Source organism: Allosphingosinicella sp. (assembly GCF_036387615.1).
Lineage (GTDB): Bacteria > Pseudomonadota > Alphaproteobacteria > Sphingomonadales > Sphingomonadaceae > Allosphingosinicella.
On the sequence record NZ_DASVTH010000066.1, the window covers coordinates 86,937 to 106,528 of the forward strand.

The following is a 19,592-nucleotide window of genomic DNA, read 5'->3' on the forward strand; positions in this document are numbered from 1 at the left end:
CTTGGCTCCGCCTTCCTTGACCCGCCCTGTTTCACCCGCTTATCGCGATAGCGTCCAGAGCGGAGTGGCCATGCAGAAAATCTATCCCGATGCCGCCGCGGCCCTCGAAGGGCTGTTGTTCGACGGCATGACGATATGCGCGGGCGGGTTTGGCCTGTGCGGCATCCCCGAGAGGCTGATCGACGCGATCCAGGCGAGCGGGGTCAAGGACCTGACCGTCGCGTCCAACAATGCCGGCATTGATAATGAGGGGCTCGGCAAGCTGCTGCGTACGCGGCAGGTCGCCAAGATGATCTCGTCCTATGTCGGCGAGAATAAGGAATTCGAGCGGCAGTATCTGGCCGGCGAGCTCGAGGTGGAATTCTGTCCGCAAGGGACGCTCGCCGAGCGGATGCGGTCCGGCGGCGCCGGCATTCCGGGCTTCTACACCAAGACCGGCGTCGGCACCCAAGTTGCCGAGGGCAAAGAGCGTAAGGAGTTCGACGGCGAGACCTACATCCTCGAGCGGGGCATCAGGGCGGACCTGTCGATCGTGAAAGGCTGGCGCGCCGACGAGGCGGGCAACCTTCAGTTCCGCAAGACCGCGCGCAACTTCAACCAGCCGGCGGCGACATCGGGGCGGGTGTGTGTGGCCGAAGTGGAGGAGATCGTGCCGGTCGGCAGCCTCGATCCGGACAGCATCCACCTGCCGAGCATCTACGTGAAGCGGATGATCCTGGGCGCGCCCTACGACAAGAAGATCGAGTTCCGGATGGTGCGGCAGAGGGAGCCTGCTTGAATTCACCAGTCGACTTAGCTAATGGCTTAGTCATGAACGCCGAAACACCCCTTGATACGGCTGCGAGGGTGGTCGCGGTGCATCAGGCGAAGACCCATCTGTCGCGCCTGCTGGCCGAGGTCGAAGCGGGCGCGGAAATCGTGCTTGCGCGCGGCAAGACGCCGGTAGCAAGGCTTGTGCCTCTGAACCCGGCACCGCCGAAGAGTCGCCAGCTTGGCTGGTTACGCGGCGATAGCAAAGGCAGTGATCCTCTTGCTTACGGCTTTTGGGATCCATTGCCCGACGACGAACTCGAGCTTTGGAATGGTGAGTCGCTTCCGACCGATCCGCTCTATAAGCCGCCGGACGAATGAGGCTGCTCCTCGACACTCACGCGTTGATCTGGGCGGCGCAGGAGCCTGAACTCCTGTCGGAAAAGGCAAGAGTCGGCATCGAAACCGGCGAGAACGTCATCTTCGTAAGCGCGGCTTCGGCTTTCGAGATTGCGACTAAGTACAGGCTGGGTAACCTTAAAGTCAGCCCTTCCCTCGCCGAAAACTTTGTCGTGGAAGTGGAGCGTTGCGGTTTCGCGATTCTCCCCATCAGCGCGGAGCATGGACAAAGGGCGGGGCTGTTGGCGATCAAGCATAAGGACCCTTGGGACCGGATGCTCATCGCTCAAGCGCAAATCGCGGGTATGCGACTCGTTTCGAACGAAGCTCTGTTCGACGATTTCGCCGTGTCCCGCTACTGGTAGAAGGACAGAAAGATGCCCTGGGACCGCAATCAGATGGCCGCGCGCGCTGCGAAGGAACTGCGCGACGGCTATTACGTCAATCTCGGTATCGGCATCCCGACGCTCGTCGCCAACAACATCCCGCAGGGGATGACGGTCACGCTGCAATCCGAGAACGGAATGCTGGGCATCGGGCCGTTTCCCTATGAGGACGAGGTCGATCCCGATCTCATCAACGCCGGTAAGCAGACCATCTCGGAGCTGCCTTCCTCCTCCTATTTCTCCTCCGCCGATAGTTTCGCGATGATCCGGGGCGGGCATATCGATTTGACGGTGCTCGGCGCAATGGAGGTGAGCCAGGGCGGCGACATCGCCAACTGGATGATCCCGGGCAAGATGATCAAGGGCATGGGCGGCGCGATGGATCTGGTCGCGGGCGTCAAGAAGATCATCGTGGTGATGGAGCATGTCTCCAAGAACGGCGATCCCAAGTTCATCCCCGAATGCACGCTGCCGCTGACGGGGAAGAACGTGGTCGACATGGTGATCACGGACCTTGCCGTGTTCCACCGGCCGGACCATGGCAGCTCGTTCCGGCTGATCGAGATGGCGCCGGGGGTTGGTGCTGATGAGGTCGCCGCCAAAACCACGGCTTCTTACGAAAGCTGACCGGCATGTCCCGCTATACACGACTGTTGTTGATCCTCGTGGCGATTGCTCTGATCGCGGTCATTGCGGGGCGGTGGGCCTACAATGCCGGTTTCCTGATCGGCGCAAATTAGGAGGAACAGCCATGCGCTGGTTGAAGACGCTCTCGGCAGGCGTGGCGGCTTTCGCCCTGTCCGGCATGCAGGCCGCCCCGAGCACCCGGCCCGCGCTGTCGATGTGGCGGCTCGATTGCGGCTCGATCCAGGTCGGTGACCTCAACGTCTTCTCCGACACCTTCGCTTATGTTGGCAAGTCCAAAACGCTGACCAACAGCTGTTACCTCATCCGCAACGGCGATCGCCTGCTGCTGTGGGACACCGGGCTGCCGGGGGAAAATGCCGGCCAAAACTCGTCGCTGGGGTCCATGACGGTAGTGGTCCGGCGGCGCATCGTCGACCAGCTGGCCGAGATCGGCGTGCGTCCGGCGCAGGTGAACTTCGTCGGGATCAGCCACAATCACCAGGATCATATCGGCCAGGCGGCGGACTTCCCGCAGGCGACCCTGCTGATCGGGGCCGAGGATTTCGAAGCCACCAAGGCCGGCCAAAACGCCAATCGGATCGCGCCGTGGGCGAGCGGCGCGGGCAAGGTCGAGCCGATCCGGCGCGACCATGACGTGTTCGGCGACGGCAGCGTCACCATCCTCGACATGCCCGGGCATACGCCGGGGCACCAGGCGCTCCTGGTCCGCCTGCGCAGCGGCCCGGTGCTGCTGAGCGGCGATCAGTTCCATTTCACCGAGAACCGCCGCAGCCGCGGCGTGCCGAGCTTCAACGCCGATCGGAGCGACACGCTCGGCTCGCATGACCGGTTTGAAGCGATCGCAAGCGCCCTCAAGGCCAAGGTGATCATTCAGCATGAGCCGACAGACGTGGCGAAGCTGCCCGCATTCCCGCGGGCGGCGCAGTGAGGACCCTGCTCTCAAACGCGCCGGGAGGGCCGGAGACGCTCGAACTGACCGACCTGCCCGATCCGGCGCCCGGTCCCGGGCAGCTGCTGGTGCGGGTCAAGGCGTGCGCGATCAATTATCCGGACGTGCTGATCATCGAGGACAAGTATCAGTTCAAGCCGCCGCGGCCATTCGCTCCGGGCGGGGAAGTGGCGGGCGTGGTCGAGCAGGTCGGCTTGGGCGTTACCGGCTGGAGCGAGGGCGACCGGCTGATCGCGATGATCGGGCATGGCGGGCTGGCGGAGAAGGTGGTCGTGCAGGCCGCGACCGCGCTGCCGCTGCCGCCGGAACGCAGCTTCGAGGAGGGATCGGCGCTGATCCTCACTTATGCGACCTCGATCCACGCCTTGCTCGATCGCGGGAAGCTGGAGGCGGGGCAGACCTTGCTCGTGCTCGGCGCGGCGGGCGGAGTGGGCTTGGCAGCGGTGGAACTCGGCAAGGCGTTCGGAGCGCGCGTGATCGGCGCGGTCTCGTCGGAGGAGAAAGCCGAGGCGGTGCGGGCGGCGGGCGCGGATCTTGTCATCGTCTATCCGCAGGGGCCGTTCGACAAGGAGGCGAGCAAGGCGCTCGCCGTCCAGTTCAAGGAAGCGGTCGGCGGACAGGGCGCGGACGTCATCTACGATCCGGTCGGCGGCGATTATGCCGAGCCGGCCTTGCGCAGCATCGCCTGGGAGGGACGCTATCTCGTCGTCGGCTTCCCGGCCGGCATCCCGAAGCTGCCGCTCAACCTTACTTTGCTCAAGAGCTGCGACGTATGCGGCGTCTTCTGGGGCGCCTTCGCCGCGCGCGATCCGGCCGCCAACGCCGCCCACATCCGCACCCTGTTCCGCCTGTGGCACGAGGGCAAGATCGCCCCCAAAGTTAGCCGCACGTGGCCGCTGGAGCAGGGCGGCGGGGCGATCGCCCACATGGCCGCGCGGCAGGCGGTTGGAAAGCTTGTGGTGACCATGTGAAATCACGAACGGACAATCCGCAATTATCGGATTGGCCACCGTCTCCTGGGCTCTTCGGCGGCTATAGTGATCGTCTTCTCATTTGCCGTGTCGATATCAATCACGTGACGAGCCGAGAACGGCAGCTCGATGCCGCTCCAAAGCTCATCGTTTTCCTCGATTGCATGGGGATTGTTGTCGAGAATGCCGAGGTAGCCGTTCGGAATACGTTCGCGAACAAGCACCCACATGCGCTCCACTGCGACCTGCTTGTCCTCCCCGCCGACATCGATACGGAAGATCAGTTTGGCGAGGTCGCCTGGATATAGCCCTTCGCGAGCTGCTTTGCTGGGGATCCAGAACGTCTCAGGTGCTTCTCGATGGTATTCCTCGCCATCATCAAGACACCATCCATCGACATCGAAATCCGGCTCTCGCATCCGAGATTGCTTACCTGTAAATTCCTGACCTGCATAACCTCGTTTTCGACCTTCGTACCTCGTCGTTGCGCGCCCCACGCTTCGCGCTTATCTGAACCTAACACCAGCCAAGGACACTCATGACCACTTTCGACGATCGTGAACGGGCATTCGAGAATATGTATGCCCGCGACCAGGAGATGCAGTTCAAGGTGGTGGCGCGGCGCGACCGGTTGATGGGGCTGTGGGCGGCCAAGCTGATGGGGCTGACCGAAGTCGAGGCGGACGGCTACGCGCGCGATCTGGTGCGTTCCGATTTCGAGGAAGCGGGCGACGAGATCGTAGTGCGCAAGCTTCTGGGTGACCTCACTTCGGCCGGGGTCGAGTGCGACGAGGCGCAGATCCGCGACGCGCTGGAGCACAAAACGGTCGAAGCGCGGCGGCAGATGATGGAGTCGCAAGGCTGATGGCGATGGCGGCCGAAGACATCGAAGCCCTGATCCGCGCCGGTATCCCGGACGCGCGGGTGGAGATCACCGATCTGGCCGGCGACGGCGACCATTACGCCGCGCGCGTGATTTCAGAAAGTTTCAGGGGGCAGCCGCGCATCGCCCAGCAGCGGCGTGTTTACGAAGCCTTGGGCGGGCGGATGGGCGGCGTGCTCCACGCGCTCCAGCTCACCACCGCGACACCGGATTAAGGACCAGCATATGACCGATACCAATGCCCGCATCGACGAGATCGTCCGCTCGAATGACGTCGTGCTGTTCATGAAGGGCTCCGCCCTGTTCCCGCAATGCGGATTTTCGAGCAAGGCGGTGGCGATCCTCGATCATCTCGGCGTGCAGTTCGAGACGGTGGACGTGCTGCAGGACCCGGAAATCCGGGGCGGCATCAAGGCTTATTCCGACTGGCCGACCATCCCGCAGCTTTACGTGAAGGGCGAGTTCCTGGGCGGCTCCGACATCATGATGGAAATGTATGAGGCGGGCGAGCTTCAGCAGCTGCTGACGGATAAGCAGGTCGCGCGGGCGAGCTGAAGAGCTTGTGTCTCCCGCTCGCGGTTGCGGGCGGGTTCCTGAACTCCTAACTCATGCCGGTGCGGATCGGCTTTCTCTTCCGGCTTCTTGCCCTGCTTGCGCTGACCTTGGCGCCGCTCGGCATGTTGGGTTCGCACCAGGCGGTCGCCATGGGAGCGTCTCACACGGCCGCTGCCGAGTCCCATTGCATGGAAATGGGCGAGGAAGGGCAGAGCGCGCCTGATAAAGCAGCGCCTGCCACCGCTGTTGATTGCGCGATTGTGTGCTCCTGCATCCCGGCTGTAGCCACTCCGATGCCTCGTCCGCAGACGGTTGCGGCCATCCTCCCGTCCGTGCGCATCTTCGTGACGAACGCCGGACTTGACCCCGAAGCCGAGCCGCGACCTCCTCGCAATCCCTGATCCACGGGCCGGTTCGCCGGCATGATTCCGGATCAATCGGCGGCCCTAAGGTCGCTTGGAAGAATGCGAGACCTGAACATGGAACATCTACCCATGCTTGGCCGGCGGGCCTTGCTCCGCGGCGCGGCGCTCGGCGGCGCCGGGCTGGGCCTTTCCGGCCTGTTCCCCGCCTGGGCGCAGACTGGCTCAACCGGCGCCGCTGCCCAGGCGCAGACGCTTTCCGGGTCCGATATCCGGCTCAAGATCGGCCATTCGGGTTTCGCGCTGGGCGGCCGAAGCGGCCATGCGGTGACCGTCAACGGCACTTTGCCCGCGCCCTTGATCCGCCTGCGCGAAGGTCAGGATGTTCGCATCCACGTCACCAACGCGCTAGACGAGGACAGCTCGATCCATTGGCACGGCCTTTTGCTGCCGTTCCAGATGGACGGCGTTCCCGGAGTGAGCTTTCCGGGCATCCGCCCCGCCGAGACCTTCATCTACGAGTTCCCGATCCGGCAGGCGGGTACCTACTGGTATCACAGCCATTCCGGGCTGCAGGAGCAGCAAGGGCTGTACGGGCCGATCGTCATCGATCCCAAGGGCGCCGATCCGGTCTCTTATGATCGCGAGCATGTGATCGTGCTCAGCGACTGGACCTTTCTTCACCCGCACCAGGTGATCGCCCGCCTCAAGCAGGAGGGCGGCTTCTTCAATCGGCAGAAGCAGACGCTTACCACCGGCACGATGTCCGCCGCGGAGCGCGCCATGTGGGGCCGGATGCGGATGGACCCGACCGACATCGCCGACGTGACGGGGGAGACCTACACCTACCTCGCCAACGGGCACGGCCCCGCGGACAATTGGACGGCTTTGTTCAGGCCGGGCGAGCGGGTGCGGCTGCGCATCATCAACGCCGCCGCACAGAGCATCTTCAACGTCCGCATCCCCGGCCTCGCCATGACAGTCGTCGAAGCGGACGGGCAATATGTGCGGCCGGTCACCGTCGAGGAGTTCAAGATCGGCAATGCCGAGACTTACGACGTGATCGTCACTCCGACGGAGGACCGCGCCTACACCTTCGTTGCCGAAAGCATCGACCGCTCAGGGCTTGCCCGCGCGACGCTCGCGCCGCGCATGGGCATGAGCGCGCCGGTCCCACCGCTGCGCAAGCGGCCGACGCTCGGCATGAAGGACATGGGAATGGGCGGCATGGCCGGCATGGATCATGGTGCGCATGGCGGCGGCGGCGGGATGGATCATGCTGCGATGGGGCATGGCGCAAGCGCAGGCTCAGGCTCAGGCGCGATGAGCCACGACATGCGCGACACCTCCAAGCTGCCGCCAAGCGTCAAGGTGGGCGCCGGCGTTGACATGATCGCGCCCAATCCGGTCGACCGCACCGGTGATCCGGGCTTGGGGCTGGAGGATGTCGGCCACAAGGTGTTGACCTATCGCGATCTCGTCTCGCTCAGCCCCAATCCGGACAAAAGGGCGCCGACCCGCAATGTCGAGGTGCACCTCACCGGCAACATGGAGCGCTTCATGTGGTCGATCGACGGCGAGAAGTTCAGTGAGAACCCGGAGCCGATCCGCTTCGAGCGCAACGAGCGGGTGCGGATCACCATGATCAACGACAGCATGATGACGCATCCGATGCACCTGCACGGCCACTTCTTCGAGGTGGTTAACGGGCATGGCGGCAACCAGCCGATGAAGCATACGGTGATGGTCCTGCCCGGCGGCAAGGTCAGCGTCGACCTGACTGCGGACGCTCCCGGAGACTGGGCCTTCCACTGCCACATGCTCTACCACATGCATGCCGGCATGATGCGGATCGTGACGGTGCGCCCGATGGACGGAGCGGCGGCATGATGCGGCTCCTCATCGCCCTTGCCGCGGCGTCCGCGCTCACCGCGCCGGCGCTCGCGCAGCATCACGGCCATCATGGCGGGCACACCATGCCAATGCCAAAGGCAAAGCCGGCGCCGAAGAAGCCGGCCCCCGCCAAGCCGGCGGCCCGGAAGACCACGGCCAAAAGGCCGGCAGCGAAAAAGGCTGTGGCGAAGCCAGGGGCTGCCGCCAAGGCGCCGGCGCGCAAGAAGGCCCAGCCAAAACGCGCTACGCCAGCGACAGCGCGGGCTAAGCCGAGACCGGCGGACCCGCACGCCGGCCACAAGGCGGCGCAAGAACCGGTGGCCGATCCCCACGCCGGGCATGACATGCCGGCATCCACGCAGCCGGATCCCCACGCGGGGCATCAGGCGCAAACGGCCGACCCGCACACCGGGCACGACATGGAGGCCAAGCCCGATGCTCACGCCGGGCACGACATGGGCCAGGCGGATGTTCATGCCGGTCACGAAGCAGGCGCGCCGACGCCGCCCAATGCGCCGCCACCCCCGGCCGCGCTGAGTGGGCCGGCTCATGCCGCCGATGGCCTGTTCGGGGCGGAACGCATGGCCGCTGCACGCGAGGGCATTCGCGCGGAGCATGGGGACCACCGGGTCGGCAAGCTGCTGGTCGACCGGCTGGAGGCGCGTATCCGCGACGGCCGCGACGGCTACGCCTGGGACGGGCAGGGCTGGTATGGTGGCGACATCGACAAGCTTTGGGTCAAGACCGAGGGCGAGGGCGCGGTCGGCGGTGCGGTTGAGCAGGCCGAAGTGCAGGCGCTGTGGAGCCATGCGATCGGCCCCTTTTTCGACCTGCAGGCGGGCGCGCGCTACGACCTGCGCCCGCGCCCCGACCGCGCCCACCTCGTGCTCGGCGTGCAGGGCCTCGCGCCCTACTGGTTCGAGGTAGACGCCGCCGCTTTCCTCTCGGCCAAGGGCGATCTCACCGCGCGCGTGGAGGCCGAATACGACCAGCGCGTAACACAGAAGCTGATCCTGCAGCCGCGCGTCGAATTCGACCTTGCCGCGCAGGACGTGCCGGAGCTCGGCATCGGCTCCGGCCTGTCCACTGCGGAGCTGGGATTGCGGCTTCGCTACGAGTTCAAGCCGCAGCTGGCGCCGTACGTCGGCGTCGAATATGAGCGGGCGTTCGGCGGCACGGCGGACTTCCGGCGGGCGAAAGGCGAGGATGCCGGCGGGTGGAGCTTCCTGGTCGGCCTTCGTGCATGGTTCTGACCCGCGGGACCTTCGCCCTGTTGGTTCTGGCGCTCGCCGCCACTTCGGCGGCGGCGCACAAGGACCATGCGAAGAAGATCGCGGAGCAGAGCCGAGCGGTGCAAATCGCAGCCCAGCACCCGCGGGCCGCGGCGCGGACCATCCCGCACCCGATGTCGCCGGCGGTGCACGAGGCGGTGAAGGACGATCTCGCCCGTATCGAAGCGGAGGCGGCGCGGCCCTGGCCCGAGCGGCTGGCGGACTGGGTCGGCCGCACTCACCCGTTCGCGGTGCACTTCCCGCTTGCCCTGTTTCCCGTGGCGTGGGTGGCGCTGCTGCTGGTCCGCCGCCGCAAGGGGCGGCCGGAGGACACGCTGCGCGCCCTGGTCGTGGTTGCCGGCGCGGCTGCGGCAGGAGCGGCCTTGCTTGGCTGGATCAACGCCGGCTGGAGCCTGTCCGACGCCGATCCGTTGCTCCGCGCCCATCGCTGGCTCGGCACCCTGATCGGCCTGCTCGGCGCCGCGCTCGGCATGTGGGCGTGGCGACAAGGCCCGGCGATCGGCAGTCGGGCCATGAGCCTTTCCCTGGGCGCGATCACCCTCGCGCTGCTCGTCCAGGGCTGGTTGGGCGGCGCGCTGATCCACGGGATGGATCACCTGAACTGGTGACGGGCCGGTCAGGCGCTTGATCGAAAAGCAAAAGCCTGTATAGGCGCTGGCTTCGCCTGGCGGGCTTGTTCCGCCTTGCGCCGTCCGAGACAGTTGGTGGCCGGGTTTCCGGCCTTAATCTCCAGCCTAGACGGGGAAGAGTTTCACCGGCCAGGTGGCCGAGTCTGCCGAGCTTCATAGCGTCGGGCAGTCAACCGATCCCCTCGGACACAAAGCGCCATGCGGCTTGCCGCGTGGCGTTCAACCTGCCCGACGGACGTATCCGGCGGGCAAAGTGAAGGAAGAGTGCATGGATCGAGCTCAAAAGTCCGAGCAGGTCGCCGCGCTGAAGCAGACGTTCTCCGAGACGCAGGTGGTGGTGATCACCCGCAATCTCGGCATGACGGTGGCCCAGTCCACCACATTGCGGAACCGGATGCGGGATGCCGGCGCCAGCTTCAAGGTGACCAAGAACACGCTCACCCTGATCGCGCTCGAGGGCACCACCTACGCTCCGATCGGCGATATGCTGACCGGGCCGACGGCGCTCGCCACATCCGCCGATCCCGTTGCGGCCGCCAAGGTCGCCGTGGATTTCGCCAAGACGACCGACAAGTTCGAGATCGTCGGCGGCGCGATGGGCGACACGGTCCTCGATCTCGCCGGGGTTCGCGCGCTGGCCGAACTGCCCTCGCTCGATCAACTGCGTGCGACCATCATCGGTCTCATCCAGGCGCCCGCGACCAAGATCGCGCGCACGATCAGCGAACCGGGAGCGATGCTGGCGCGTGTGTTCGGGGCCTATGCGGCCAAGGACGCGGCGACCCAGGACGCCTGATTACCGACTGAACCAACCCGTGCTCCTGCAAAGGCAGGAGCACGGGTTCCTGCTTTCGCAGGAACACCAATTGAAACGGAGACTTAAAATGGCAGACATTCAATCCCTCGTTGATCAGCTTTCCGAGCTGACCGTCCTCCAGGCCGCCGATCTCGCCAAGGCGCTCGAAGAGCGCTGGGGCGTTTCGGCCGCCGCTGCCGTTGCGGCTCCGGCTGCCGGTGGCGGTGCCGCCGCTCCGGTCGAGGAAGAAAAGACCGAGTTCGACGTGATCCTCACCGGCGACGGTGGCAAGAAGATCAACGTCATCAAGGAAGTGCGTGCGATCACCGGCCTGGGCTTGGGCGAAGCCAAGGCGCTGGTCGAAGGCGCTCCGAAGGCGGTCAAGGAAGGCATCGGCAAGGCCGAAGCCGAAGAACTCAAGAAGCGCATCGAGGAAGCCGGCGGCACCGTCGAGCTCAAGTAAGCCCATCAAAGTGGTACTTCGACGGGGACCAAAGGGTCCCATCGAGTGCCGCTTGGTCGGACAGGAAAGGGCGGCTCCGCGCGGGGCCGCCCTTTTCGTTTCGAGTCCTCTGGTTTTTCCACCATTCGTCACCCCGGACTTGATCCGGGGCTGGGCTTTTCTTCTTCTTGCGGTTCGAGATAGCCCTGGCCCGGATCAAGTCCGGGCCGACGATATGTGAACACGTAACTTCCGCTTGCCTCAGCCGCAGCGCCTCCCATCTGGAATTCTATGCCTTTCTCTTCTCTCCCGCCGCTCCTTTCGGAGGCGCTCGTCGCCCGCGGCTACACCGCGCCCACACCCGTCCAGGCCGCCGTGCTCGAGCCGGAGGCGGGCGGGCGCGATCTCGTCGTTTCGGCCCAGACCGGGTCCGGCAAGACGGTCGCGTTCGGCCTCAACATGGCGCCGCAGCTGCTGGACGAGAGCGGCGGCATGCCACGCGCCGCTGCGCCGCTCGCATTGGTCGTCGCGCCCACCCGCGAATTGGCGTTGCAGGTCAGCCGGGAACTGGTCTGGTTGTACGGCAAGGCCGGCGGGCGCGTCGCCACCTGCGTCGGCGGCATGGACCCGTCCAAGGAACGCCGCGCGCTCAGCGGGGGCGCGCACATCGTGGTGGGCACGCCGGGGCGCCTGCGCGATCATCTGGAGCGCGGCGCGCTCGACCTGTCGGGCCTTCGCGTCGCGGTGCTCGACGAGGCCGACGAGATGCTCGACATGGGCTTCCGCGAGGAGCTGGAGGCGATCCTCGACGCTTCGCCGCCTGAGCGCCGGACCCTCATGTTTTCGGCGACGATGCCCAAGCCGATCGTGGCGCTCGCCAAGCGCTACCAGCGTGACGCGCTGCGCATCTCGACGGTGGGCGAGGAGCGCGGCCATGGCGACATCAGCTATCAGGCGGTGACGGTCGCGCCGTCCGATATCGAGCATGCGGTGGTGAACCTGCTGCGGCTGCACGAGGCGGAGACGGCGATGCTGTTCTGCGCGACGCGCGAAAATGTCCGCCGGCTCCATGCCAGCCTGATCGAGCGCGGGTTTCAGGCGGTCGCGCTGTCGGGCGAGCATAGCCAGAACGAGCGCAACGCGGCGCTTCAGGCGCTGCGTGACCGCCGTGCGCGCGTCTGCGTAGCGACCGATGTCGCCGCGCGCGGCATCGATTTGCCGACCTTGTCGCTGGTCGTCCACGTCGAGCTGCCGCGCGACGCCGAGACGCTGCAGCACCGTTCCGGCCGCACCGGCCGCGCCGGCAAGAAGGGTACGGCGATCCTGCTTGTTCCCTATCCGCGTCGGCGGCGGGTCGATGCGATGCTTCGCGGCGCCAAGATCGCGGCCGAGTGGCTGCAGCCGCCTACCCCCGAGGACATTCGCAAGAACGATCGCGAGCGTCTGCTCGGGGCCCTGCTCGAGCCGATTGAATATGAGGATGAGGATCGCGAGCTCGGCGCACGATTGCTGACCGAGCGCTCGCCGGAGGACATCGCGGCCGCCCTGGTTCGCGCGCATCGTGCCAGCATGCCTTCGCCGGAGGATCTGGTCGATGGGGGTCCGCAAGCCGCTGCGCCGGCCCGCGCCGAAGGGCCGCGCGCCGGCTTCGACGATACCGTTTGGTTCCACATGAATATCGGCCGGCGGCACAATGCCGATCCGCGCTGGTTGCTGCCGCTGATCTGTCGACGCGGCCACATCACCAAGTCGGAGATCGGCGCGATCCGCATTCAGCCGACCGAGACCGCGTTCGAAGTTCCGCGCGCGGTGGCGAGCCGATTTGCCGCTTCGGTCAAGCGCACTGCGGGCGGCGATCCCGACGGCGAAGGCGGCGTGCTGATCGAGCCGATGCAGGGCGCCCCGCGCGCGCCGCTTCGCCATAAGCCGGCAGGCGCGCCGCCGCGCCATCGGGCGACCCCGGCCAGGCCGCGCCCCGCGAGCAAGCGCCCGAACTGATCCGCTCAGGCGGGTTCCTGGCCGTTCGCCTTCAGCACCTCGCCGGCCAGGTAAAGCGAGCCGAGGATCAGCACGATCGGCGGCGCCGCGCGGTCGGCATGACGGCCGATCCAGCCGAGCGCCTCAAGGAAGCCGGTGGCGGGAAGGGCGGTGATGCCTTCCTCGCGCGCGGCCGCGGCGACCGCGGCCGGAGCGTGATGAGCGTGACCCGCGATCGGCACGGTATGGAGCGTGATGGAGCGATTGCGAAACGGCTTCAGCACGCCGGTCGCGTCCTTCGCCTCGAGAAGCCCGAGGACGATGTGGAAAGGCCGGTCGGCGGGGACGTGCGAGCGGAAATGATCGGCCACGGCGCGCGCTGCTCCGGGATTATGTCCGCCATCCAGCCAGAGTTCGGAGCCGCGCGGGAGCATGGCGGTCAACGGCCCGGCGCCAAGCCGCTGCAGGCGCGCCGGCCATTCTGCCCAGCCCATCGCCGCGCGCAGCGCCGACTCTCCGATGGCGATCGCGTCCTGATGGCGGATCATCGCAACTGCCAGCGCCGCGTTCATCGCCTGATGCGCGCCTGGAAGGCGGGGCAAGGGAAGGTCTAACTTGCCCTCGCGGTCGCGATAGCGGAGCTGCTGACCCTGGCCGATCGCATCCCACGGCCCACCCCGCGGCAGCCAGGGCGCGCCGTTGGCCTTCGCCGCCTCGGCAACCCGGCTTGCCACCTGCGTCGAGTAAAGCTGGGTGACGAGCGGCACGCCGCGCTTGGCGATGCCGGCTTTTTCAGCCGCGATTGCCTCGATCCGGGTGCCGAGGAAGGCTTGGTGATCGAGCCCCAGATGGGCGATGCCGCAGACCGCGGGGCGTTCGATCACGTTGGTGGCGTCCAGACGGCCGCCCAGCCCCACCTCGATCACACAGGCGTCCGCCGGCTCGCGCGAAAAGGCCAGAAAGGCCGCGGCGGTGGTCACCTCGAAGAAGGTCGCGCCGATGCCGTCGGCATGGCCGAGCACTTCATCCAGCAGGTTCGCGAGCGCCTCGTCGTCGATCAGCCTGCCCGACAGTCGGACACGCTCGTTGAAGCGGACCAGATGCGGGCTGGCATAGACATGGGCGGACAGGCCGGCCGCCTCGATCGCCGCGCGAAGAAAGGCGCAGGTCGAACCCTTGCCGTTGGTGCCGGCGACATGGAACACGGGCGGAAGGGCCCGGTGCGGGTTGCCGAGCCGGGCGAGCAGGGCGGTGATGCGCTCCAGGCCAAGCACGTCCGCCGGCGGAGTGAGCGCGGCCAGGCGATCGAGCTGGCGCTGAACGAGCGGCGAATCGGAACGGGCGAAGTCGGGCACCGCCCGTCACCCTGAACTTGTTTCAGGGTCCATTTCTCCACCCTCGCCCGGGTGCGAAGATGGATGCTGAAACAAGTTCAGCATGACGGCTAGGCCGCTTCTCTCGCAGGCGTGAGATAGCCGATCAGCTGCGCCAGGATCGGCTTCAGCTCGCGGCGGTGGACGACCATGTCGACCATGCCATGCTCCAGCAGATACTCGGCGCGCTGGAAGCCTTCCGGCAGTTTCTCGCGTATGGTGGATTCGATCACGCGCTGGCCGGCGAAGCCGATCAACGCGCCGGGTTCGGCGATGTGGACGTCGCCCAGCATGGCGTACGAGGCGGTGACGCCGCCGGTTGTCGGATCCGTGAGGACGACGATGTACGGCAGCCCCGCTTCCTTCAATTCGGAGATCGCCACCGTGGTGCGCGGCATCTGCATCAGTGAGAGGATTCCCTCCTGCATGCGTGCGCCGCCCGCGGCGGTGAAGACGATATAGGGCGAGCCCTGATCGATCGCGGCGCGCGCGCCGGCGACGAAGGCTGCGCCGACTCCCATGCCCATCGATCCGCCCATGAAGGCGAAATCCTGCACGCCTACGATCACCTTGTGGGACTCGATCGTCCCGCGCGCGTTCAGCAACGCGTCCGGCTCGCCGGTCTGCTGGCGCGCCGCCTTGATGCGGTCGCTATACTTCTTCTGGTCGCGAAACCTGAGCGGGTCCTCGCGCACCGGCGGCGTTGGCAGGATGGAGTAGCCGGGATCGAGCAACCGCTCGAAACGCTGGCGCGGGCCAATCCGATCGTGATGATCGCAGCTCGGGCAGACGAAATCGCTCTCCTCCCATTCCTTGGTGAAGATCATGGAATCGCAGCTGCGGCACTTGTGCCAGAGATTGTCAGGCGTCTCGCGCTTGGGAAGAAACGGGATCGATTGCCGGACGCGGGTGAGCCAGCTCATGGAATACTCCTCGGGCCGGAGCGATGGATCAAGCCTTTGGCTTTGTCCAGTTTCCTCAAAGCAACCCTTTCCTACAGCGTGGCGCCGATCTCCCGCGCCGCCTGGTCCGGATCTTCGGCGCCTGTGATCGGGCGGCCGATGACGAGAATGGAGGCGCCGGCGTCAAGCGCCTTGCGCGGCGTCATGACGCGCTTCTGGTCGCCGTCGCCCGCGCCGCCGGGGCGGAGCCCGGGGATGACGAAGAAGCCGCTGGGCCAGAGCTTCCTCGCAGCCGCGACTTCGTTGCCGGAGCAGACCACGCCGTCCAGGCCCGCCTCCCGCGCCAGCGCCGTCAGCCGCTGGACCTGGACGTGCGGGTCGGCTTGAAGACCGATGGAGGCGAGATCGTCGCCGTCGAGGCTCGTCAGCACCGTCACGGCGACCACCTTGGTGCCGGCCGGGGCGGCCGCCTTGGCGTCCTCCATCATCGCCCGGCCGCCGGCCGCGTGGACCGTCAGGATTGCCGGCTCCAGCGCCCTCAACGCCTGGACGGCCTTGCCGACCGTATTGGGAATGTCGTGGAGCTTGAGATCGAGGAAGATTGGCAGGCCGAGATCGGCCATCGCGCGGATGCCTTGCCGCCCATTGGCAGCGAAGAATTCGAGACCGAGCTTGATCCCGCCGACATGGCGGCGGACGCGGGTGACGATGGCTTCCGCCCGGTCGATATCCGGCGTGTCGATCGCAACGAAGATCGGACTGCTCACGGCGCCGGCCAGACCTTGTTGTCGGTGGCGATCCGTTCGGCTTCCGGCCGGAGCTCAGGCGGCGCCGGCACTGGTTCGGCGAACGCTGGCAGGGATTGCGAGGGCGCGGGGGCGGCCAGCGCCGTCGCGGTGGCCTGGCGCTCGAGCGCCTCCAGCCGCCGCTTCATCGTCCACATCCGCGCCTGATGCACGATCAAGGTCGGGAGAAAACCGAGCAGAAACGCCGCGAGTATCAGGACCGGCAGCTTGATATCGGCCTGCAGCCCGCCCCACAGGTCCAGCGTCACCGGCTTCCAGTTCACGTGCGCGAACAGGACCAGGACCACGGCCAGCGCCACCCAGAAGAGCGTTTTCAGGAATTGCATGTCAAACCTCTCCCGCCTGGCCGCGCCAGCGTCTAGCAAATGGATCGGGACGTCCACAGCCCATTTCAGTTCACAGTCACGTCACCCCGGACTTGATCCGGGGTCCTCTTTGCTTTGTAGCTCCGACAAGAAGGTGGATGCCGGATCAAGTCCGGCATGACGGGGGTGGACCGATTTCGGCGCGGAGTTGATCGATGAGCGAGGCGATCAGCGTAAGTCGCTCCGCCTCTTTGTCGAGGATGGCGCGAAACGCCATGCTCTTGAGCTCCCCGATCCGCTCCGCGGACAGGCGACGGTCCTCGGGCAGGGTCGAGGCGACGATGTCGATCAGCCTGTCGGCCCCATGCAGCCGGCCCCACAGATAATCGTTCTCGCGATAAGCGCGGCTGAAAAAGGCGCCGAAGCTGTTGAACTGGATGCCTTTCAGTGTGGCGGCCGCGCCTCCGCTCCGGATCGCGGTCGCGTCGTCGGGCGAGATGCGGTCGACCTTGACCGGGTCCCACTCGTCCAGCCCCTCGCCCTGGAGCAGCGGCAGGGTGGCGATGTCGTAGAACGGGTAGCCGAGATAGGTCAGGATCAGCGCGCGGCGCTCGAGCTTGGGCAGGGCGGCGAGCGCTTCGGTCAGGCGCGCATCTGCCTCGTCGTCCAGCCCCTTGAACCCAAGCCGGTCGGCCAAGGCCGCCATCGCGCCAGGCGCGTCATGCTCGGCGCCGACCAGCATGCTGCCATCTCCGTCCGCAGCCTGCCGGTAGCGCCCGATCATCTCATAGACGATCGCGCGCGCTGCTTGCAGCGACTCGCGCGGCGCATTCGGCTGCAGGTCAAGTTCTCCGATCCGGCGCGCGATGAGCCGGAGGCGACGAGTGCGGTAGGAGAAGTCAAAGGCGCGGAAGAAATCCACCACGTCGCGCCGCGCGGCCCCGCCGGTGATCGCCGCCGCCTCCGTCAGCCCGGCCCGGCGCACCTCGCGCCAGACCGCCTCTCGCACGCTCTCCTGCCTTGCCCGATCGCCCCCTCCGCCCAGCCGGAACAGGTTGGCCGCCACTTCCTCGGCAATGGTGGCGAGCTTCAGATGCCCGTAAGCGGCGTAAGCGTAACCGGCCTCGCGCGCGGCGACGTTCTGGGCGCGCGTGCGCCACGCGGCCAGTCTCGCCGGGGTCGGCCGCATCAGCAGCAAGGTGGCGCCGAAGGCGCGCTCGATCGCCGCCTCCACTTCCGGGCGCATTGCCTCGACGATGTGGCGCAGCCGCCGGATCCGTGCCGAGCGCCCGTCGATCGCCTCCAGATTGTCGCGGATCGGCTGTTCGCGGGGAATATCGGACAAGGCGCCGAACAGGGTGGCGAAGAAGCCGGGCGCCTGGGCCTCGCCGGCCGGCCCCAGGCGGACGCTCCGGATACCGGGTTTGGGATCGATATAGACGAACCGGCGATCGACCTCGCGCTGGGCTGGTCGGCTCTTCAGGGCGTCCATGGCGGGCCGGAACGGCGCGTTGGCCAGCACCGAGCCGTCGATCAACACCGCCCGGCCGACCTCTCCGAGCGCATGGTGACGAGGCAAGGCGCGGGCGAGGAACTCGTCCCGGCCGGGCCAGGTCTGATCGCGTGTTGCCAGCGCCGAATCGAGTTCGCCCACGCGAAAGGGTGGAAAGGCTCCGGGGAAGCTCGCTGTCGCACGCGCGGCGAACGCGAGTTCGGCGGCATCCGCAAGCTTGCGGGCGGGGCCGCCTGCGTCCCGGAAAGACAGGGTGAGCCGATGCTCGGTCTCCGCCACCTCGACTGGCGAGTTGAGCCGCAGCCGCTCCGGATAGCCGTGGAAGTCGGTCACGGTCACGAACAGGTCGAGCGGCTGGTGATCGGGAAGCAGCGGCGGCCCGCAAGGCGCCGCGCGCATCGCCGCCAGCGCGTCGAGCAGCATGTTCGTGAAACCCGGACCGCTGAACGGCGGCGCGAACCAGCGCGCCTGGACGAAATGCGCGAGCTTGGTTCGCACCTCGTCGCGATGCTCGGGCTCGACCGTCCTCAGCGCCGCCCCGCCGCGCCTGGCGGACAGCGCCCAGGCGACCGGCACCGCCGCGCTCTTGGCGAAGCGGGACACGCGGTTGACGTCCGGATCGAGCAGCCGATCGATATCGGCGGTATCGAGCCAAAGATCGGTCAGTGGCTCCAGCGAGCGGCCGGTCGAGATCGCTTCGGCGAGGAAGATGGCGTTGATCCCGCCCGCGCTCGCGCCAGTGAGGATGTCGACCAGAACTCGAAGCTCGACCTCTCCCTCCGAAGCGATCGTGTCGAGCAACGCGCGATAGGCGCAATCCTCGCCCCCGGGCTCGCCGGCGTGCCAGTCACGGCTTGCGCGGGCGAGGCGCCACACCTCCTTGGTGATGCCGTGCATGTAAACGGCAAGACTGATCCCGCCATAGCAGATGAGGGCGAGCCGAAGCTCCTTCTCGCGCATGGATTCGAAGGTGACAGGAGCATGTGAACAAGTCGAGAAGCGACATGTTCCACGATTCTTAACTATATTTGGCTCGTTTCACCGCAAGTCACGCCCGGCGCATCTCTCAGTTGGGGACTCGGTAAGATTGTCGAGGTTAGCTCCCCCCAGACATACGGAGGGGCTTCCGAATGACCGTTTTTCAAGCGCGTTTTGGCGCCAAGGCCTTGTTTGCGCTCGCGACTGCGGGTCTCATGACCTCCAGCGCGGGTAACGCCACAATTCCGATGGCAACGGCCGAAGTGATCCGCTCGCTGGAGGAAGTAGCCCCCGTGCTGCCCGAAGCGGAAGTCGTGATCGACGAAAGTGCTCAGGCGAACGTCGAACATGTCGGCGATGGGGTGGCGAGCTTCTACGGCCGCGAACTCGCGGGCAACCGGACCGCGTCGGGCGAGCGCTTCAACCCGCAGGCGCTCACCGCCGCCCACCGTACGCTGCCGCTCGGCAGCAAGCTCAAGGTCACCAACAAGGCGAACGGCAAGAGCGTGGTCGTGCGCATCAACGACCGCGGCCCGTTCCACGGCCGCCGCGTACTCGACGTAAGCCTGGCCGCCGCCCACCAGATCGGAATGTACCGCGCCGGCAAGGCGACCGTGCGCATGGAATTGCTGCGCTAAGCGAAGCTTCCGCAGAGGGACGGCATGGATGAGCCTCCCTGTCGGGGGCACGCGCCAGTAACCTTACGATAAACAGCAGCTTACGAATCGTCTTGGCATCCGCACGTTGTTTCGGTAAGTGTCCCACCCTCTTCATACACCGGGG

Annotated in this window: 23 protein-coding genes; 17 read left to right on the plus strand and 6 right to left on the minus strand. The window is 66.5% G+C overall.

Annotation, left to right across the window (positions count from 1 at the left end; all coding sequences use genetic code 11):
* The first annotated feature begins 70 nt into the window (after positions 1-70).
* The 6 genes from VF631_RS15105 (at position 71) to VF631_RS15130 (ending at position 4,103) form a co-directional block, all read left to right on the plus strand.
* On the plus strand, positions 71-778 hold the full coding sequence (locus tag VF631_RS15105) for a CoA transferase subunit A (protein WP_431851150.1): 708 nt from the start codon (positions 71-73) through the stop codon (positions 776-778).
* Between the two features lie 32 nt (positions 779-810).
* Positions 811-1,131, plus strand: a complete 321-nt coding sequence (locus VF631_RS15110; protein ID WP_431851151.1) for a type II toxin-antitoxin system Phd/YefM family antitoxin — start codon at positions 811-813, stop codon at positions 1,129-1,131.
* Positions 1,128-1,514 (plus strand): type II toxin-antitoxin system VapC family toxin, encoded by a 387-nt coding sequence (locus VF631_RS15115; RefSeq protein ID WP_431851152.1) that lies wholly within the window; start codon positions 1,128-1,130, stop codon positions 1,512-1,514. Before VF631_RS15110 ends, VF631_RS15115 begins: the two co-directional genes overlap by 4 nt.
* 12 nt (positions 1,515-1,526) lie before the next feature.
* A complete protein-coding gene (locus VF631_RS15120; protein ID WP_431851153.1) occupies positions 1,527-2,162 on the plus strand; it encodes a 3-oxoacid CoA-transferase subunit B in 636 nt (211 codons plus the stop codon).
* Between the two features lie 124 nt (positions 2,163-2,286).
* Positions 2,287-3,111, plus strand: coding sequence for an N-acyl homoserine lactonase family protein (locus VF631_RS15125; protein ID WP_431851154.1), 825 nt, complete (start codon positions 2,287-2,289; stop codon positions 3,109-3,111).
* The gene (locus tag VF631_RS15130; protein ID WP_431851155.1) at positions 3,108-4,103 is read left to right on the plus strand and encodes an NADPH:quinone oxidoreductase family protein; all 996 of its coding nucleotides are present in this window, start codon (positions 3,108-3,110) and stop codon (positions 4,101-4,103) included. Before VF631_RS15125 ends, VF631_RS15130 begins: the two co-directional genes overlap by 4 nt.
* A 23-nt stretch (positions 4,104-4,126) precedes the next feature.
* Here the strand turns inward: VF631_RS15130 and VF631_RS15135 are convergent, their stop codons facing one another.
* On the minus strand, positions 4,127-4,522 hold the full coding sequence (locus VF631_RS15135) for a hypothetical protein (protein ID WP_431851156.1): 396 nt from the start codon (positions 4,520-4,522) through the stop codon (positions 4,127-4,129).
* Positions 4,523-4,641: 119 nt separating this feature from the next.
* On the opposite strand from VF631_RS15135, the gene VF631_RS15140 reads away from it, so the two are divergent.
* The 10 genes from VF631_RS15140 (at position 4,642) to VF631_RS15185 (ending at position 12,953) form a co-directional block, all read left to right on the plus strand.
* Complete coding sequence (locus VF631_RS15140) at positions 4,642-4,968, plus strand: DUF1476 domain-containing protein (RefSeq protein WP_431851157.1); 327 nt, start codon at positions 4,642-4,644, stop codon at positions 4,966-4,968.
* Positions 4,968-5,201, plus strand: coding sequence for a BolA/IbaG family iron-sulfur metabolism protein (locus VF631_RS15145; RefSeq protein WP_431851158.1), 234 nt, complete (start codon positions 4,968-4,970; stop codon positions 5,199-5,201). Before VF631_RS15140 ends, VF631_RS15145 begins: the two co-directional genes overlap by 1 nt.
* A gap of 10 nt (positions 5,202-5,211) precedes the next feature.
* Positions 5,212-5,541 carry a Grx4 family monothiol glutaredoxin gene (gene grxD, locus VF631_RS15150; RefSeq protein WP_431851159.1) on the plus strand — a complete coding sequence of 110 codons (330 nt, stop codon included), beginning with the start codon at positions 5,212-5,214 and terminating at the stop codon, positions 5,539-5,541.
* 53 nt (positions 5,542-5,594) lie between these two features.
* Positions 5,595-5,942: a hypothetical protein gene (locus tag VF631_RS15155; protein ID WP_431851160.1), complete on the plus strand. Its 348-nt coding sequence runs from the start codon at positions 5,595-5,597 to the stop codon at positions 5,940-5,942.
* 78 nt (positions 5,943-6,020) lie between these two features.
* The gene (locus VF631_RS15160; protein WP_431851161.1) at positions 6,021-7,793 is read left to right on the plus strand and encodes a copper resistance system multicopper oxidase; all 1,773 of its coding nucleotides are present in this window, start codon (positions 6,021-6,023) and stop codon (positions 7,791-7,793) included.
* Positions 7,790-9,049 carry a copper resistance protein B gene (locus VF631_RS15165; RefSeq protein WP_431851162.1) on the plus strand — a complete coding sequence of 420 codons (1,260 nt, stop codon included), beginning with the start codon at positions 7,790-7,792 and terminating at the stop codon, positions 9,047-9,049. Before VF631_RS15160 ends, VF631_RS15165 begins: the two co-directional genes overlap by 4 nt.
* A complete protein-coding gene (locus VF631_RS15170; protein ID WP_431851163.1) occupies positions 9,040-9,696 on the plus strand; it encodes a DUF2231 domain-containing protein in 657 nt (218 codons plus the stop codon). The genes VF631_RS15165 and VF631_RS15170 overlap by 10 nt, the downstream gene beginning before the upstream one ends.
* 289 nt (positions 9,697-9,985) lie before the next feature.
* Positions 9,986-10,513: a 50S ribosomal protein L10 gene (gene rplJ, locus VF631_RS15175; protein WP_431851164.1), complete on the plus strand. Its 528-nt coding sequence runs from the start codon at positions 9,986-9,988 to the stop codon at positions 10,511-10,513.
* An 88-nt stretch (positions 10,514-10,601) separates the two neighbouring features.
* Positions 10,602-10,976 (plus strand): 50S ribosomal protein L7/L12, encoded by a 375-nt coding sequence (gene rplL / locus VF631_RS15180; RefSeq protein ID WP_431851165.1) that lies wholly within the window; start codon positions 10,602-10,604, stop codon positions 10,974-10,976.
* Between the two features lie 270 nt (positions 10,977-11,246).
* Positions 11,247-12,953, plus strand: coding sequence for a DEAD/DEAH box helicase (locus tag VF631_RS15185; RefSeq protein WP_431851166.1), 1,707 nt, complete (start codon positions 11,247-11,249; stop codon positions 12,951-12,953).
* Positions 12,954-12,958: 5 nt separating this feature from the next.
* Here the strand turns inward: VF631_RS15185 and VF631_RS15190 are convergent, their stop codons facing one another.
* The 5 genes from VF631_RS15190 to VF631_RS15210 all read right to left on the minus strand — a co-directional run bounded on the left by VF631_RS15190 (position 12,959) and on the right by VF631_RS15210 (position 18,791).
* Positions 12,959-14,287, minus strand: a complete 1,329-nt coding sequence (locus VF631_RS15190) for a bifunctional folylpolyglutamate synthase/dihydrofolate synthase (RefSeq protein WP_431851167.1) — start codon at positions 14,285-14,287, stop codon at positions 12,959-12,961.
* Positions 14,288-14,376: 89 nt separating this feature from the next.
* Complete coding sequence (accD, locus tag VF631_RS15195) at positions 14,377-15,228, minus strand: acetyl-CoA carboxylase, carboxyltransferase subunit beta (RefSeq protein WP_431851168.1); 852 nt, start codon at positions 15,226-15,228, stop codon at positions 14,377-14,379.
* 71 nt (positions 15,229-15,299) lie between these two features.
* The gene (pyrF, locus tag VF631_RS15200) at positions 15,300-15,974 is read right to left on the minus strand and encodes an orotidine-5'-phosphate decarboxylase (protein WP_431851169.1); all 675 of its coding nucleotides are present in this window, start codon (positions 15,972-15,974) and stop codon (positions 15,300-15,302) included.
* Positions 15,971-16,339, minus strand: coding sequence for a lipopolysaccharide assembly protein LapA domain-containing protein (locus VF631_RS15205; RefSeq protein ID WP_431851170.1), 369 nt, complete (start codon positions 16,337-16,339; stop codon positions 15,971-15,973). Before VF631_RS15205 ends, pyrF begins: the two co-directional genes overlap by 4 nt.
* A gap of 145 nt (positions 16,340-16,484) precedes the next feature.
* The gene (locus VF631_RS15210) at positions 16,485-18,791 is read right to left on the minus strand and encodes a patatin-like protein (RefSeq protein WP_431851171.1); all 2,307 of its coding nucleotides are present in this window, start codon (positions 18,789-18,791) and stop codon (positions 16,485-16,487) included.
* A gap of 170 nt (positions 18,792-18,961) precedes the next feature.
* Here VF631_RS15210 and VF631_RS15215 point away from each other — a divergent pair, with 170 nt between their 5' ends.
* On the plus strand, positions 18,962-19,447 hold the full coding sequence (locus VF631_RS15215) for a septal ring lytic transglycosylase RlpA family protein (protein WP_431851172.1): 486 nt from the start codon (positions 18,962-18,964) through the stop codon (positions 19,445-19,447).
* Positions 19,448-19,592 lie beyond the last annotated feature (145 nt).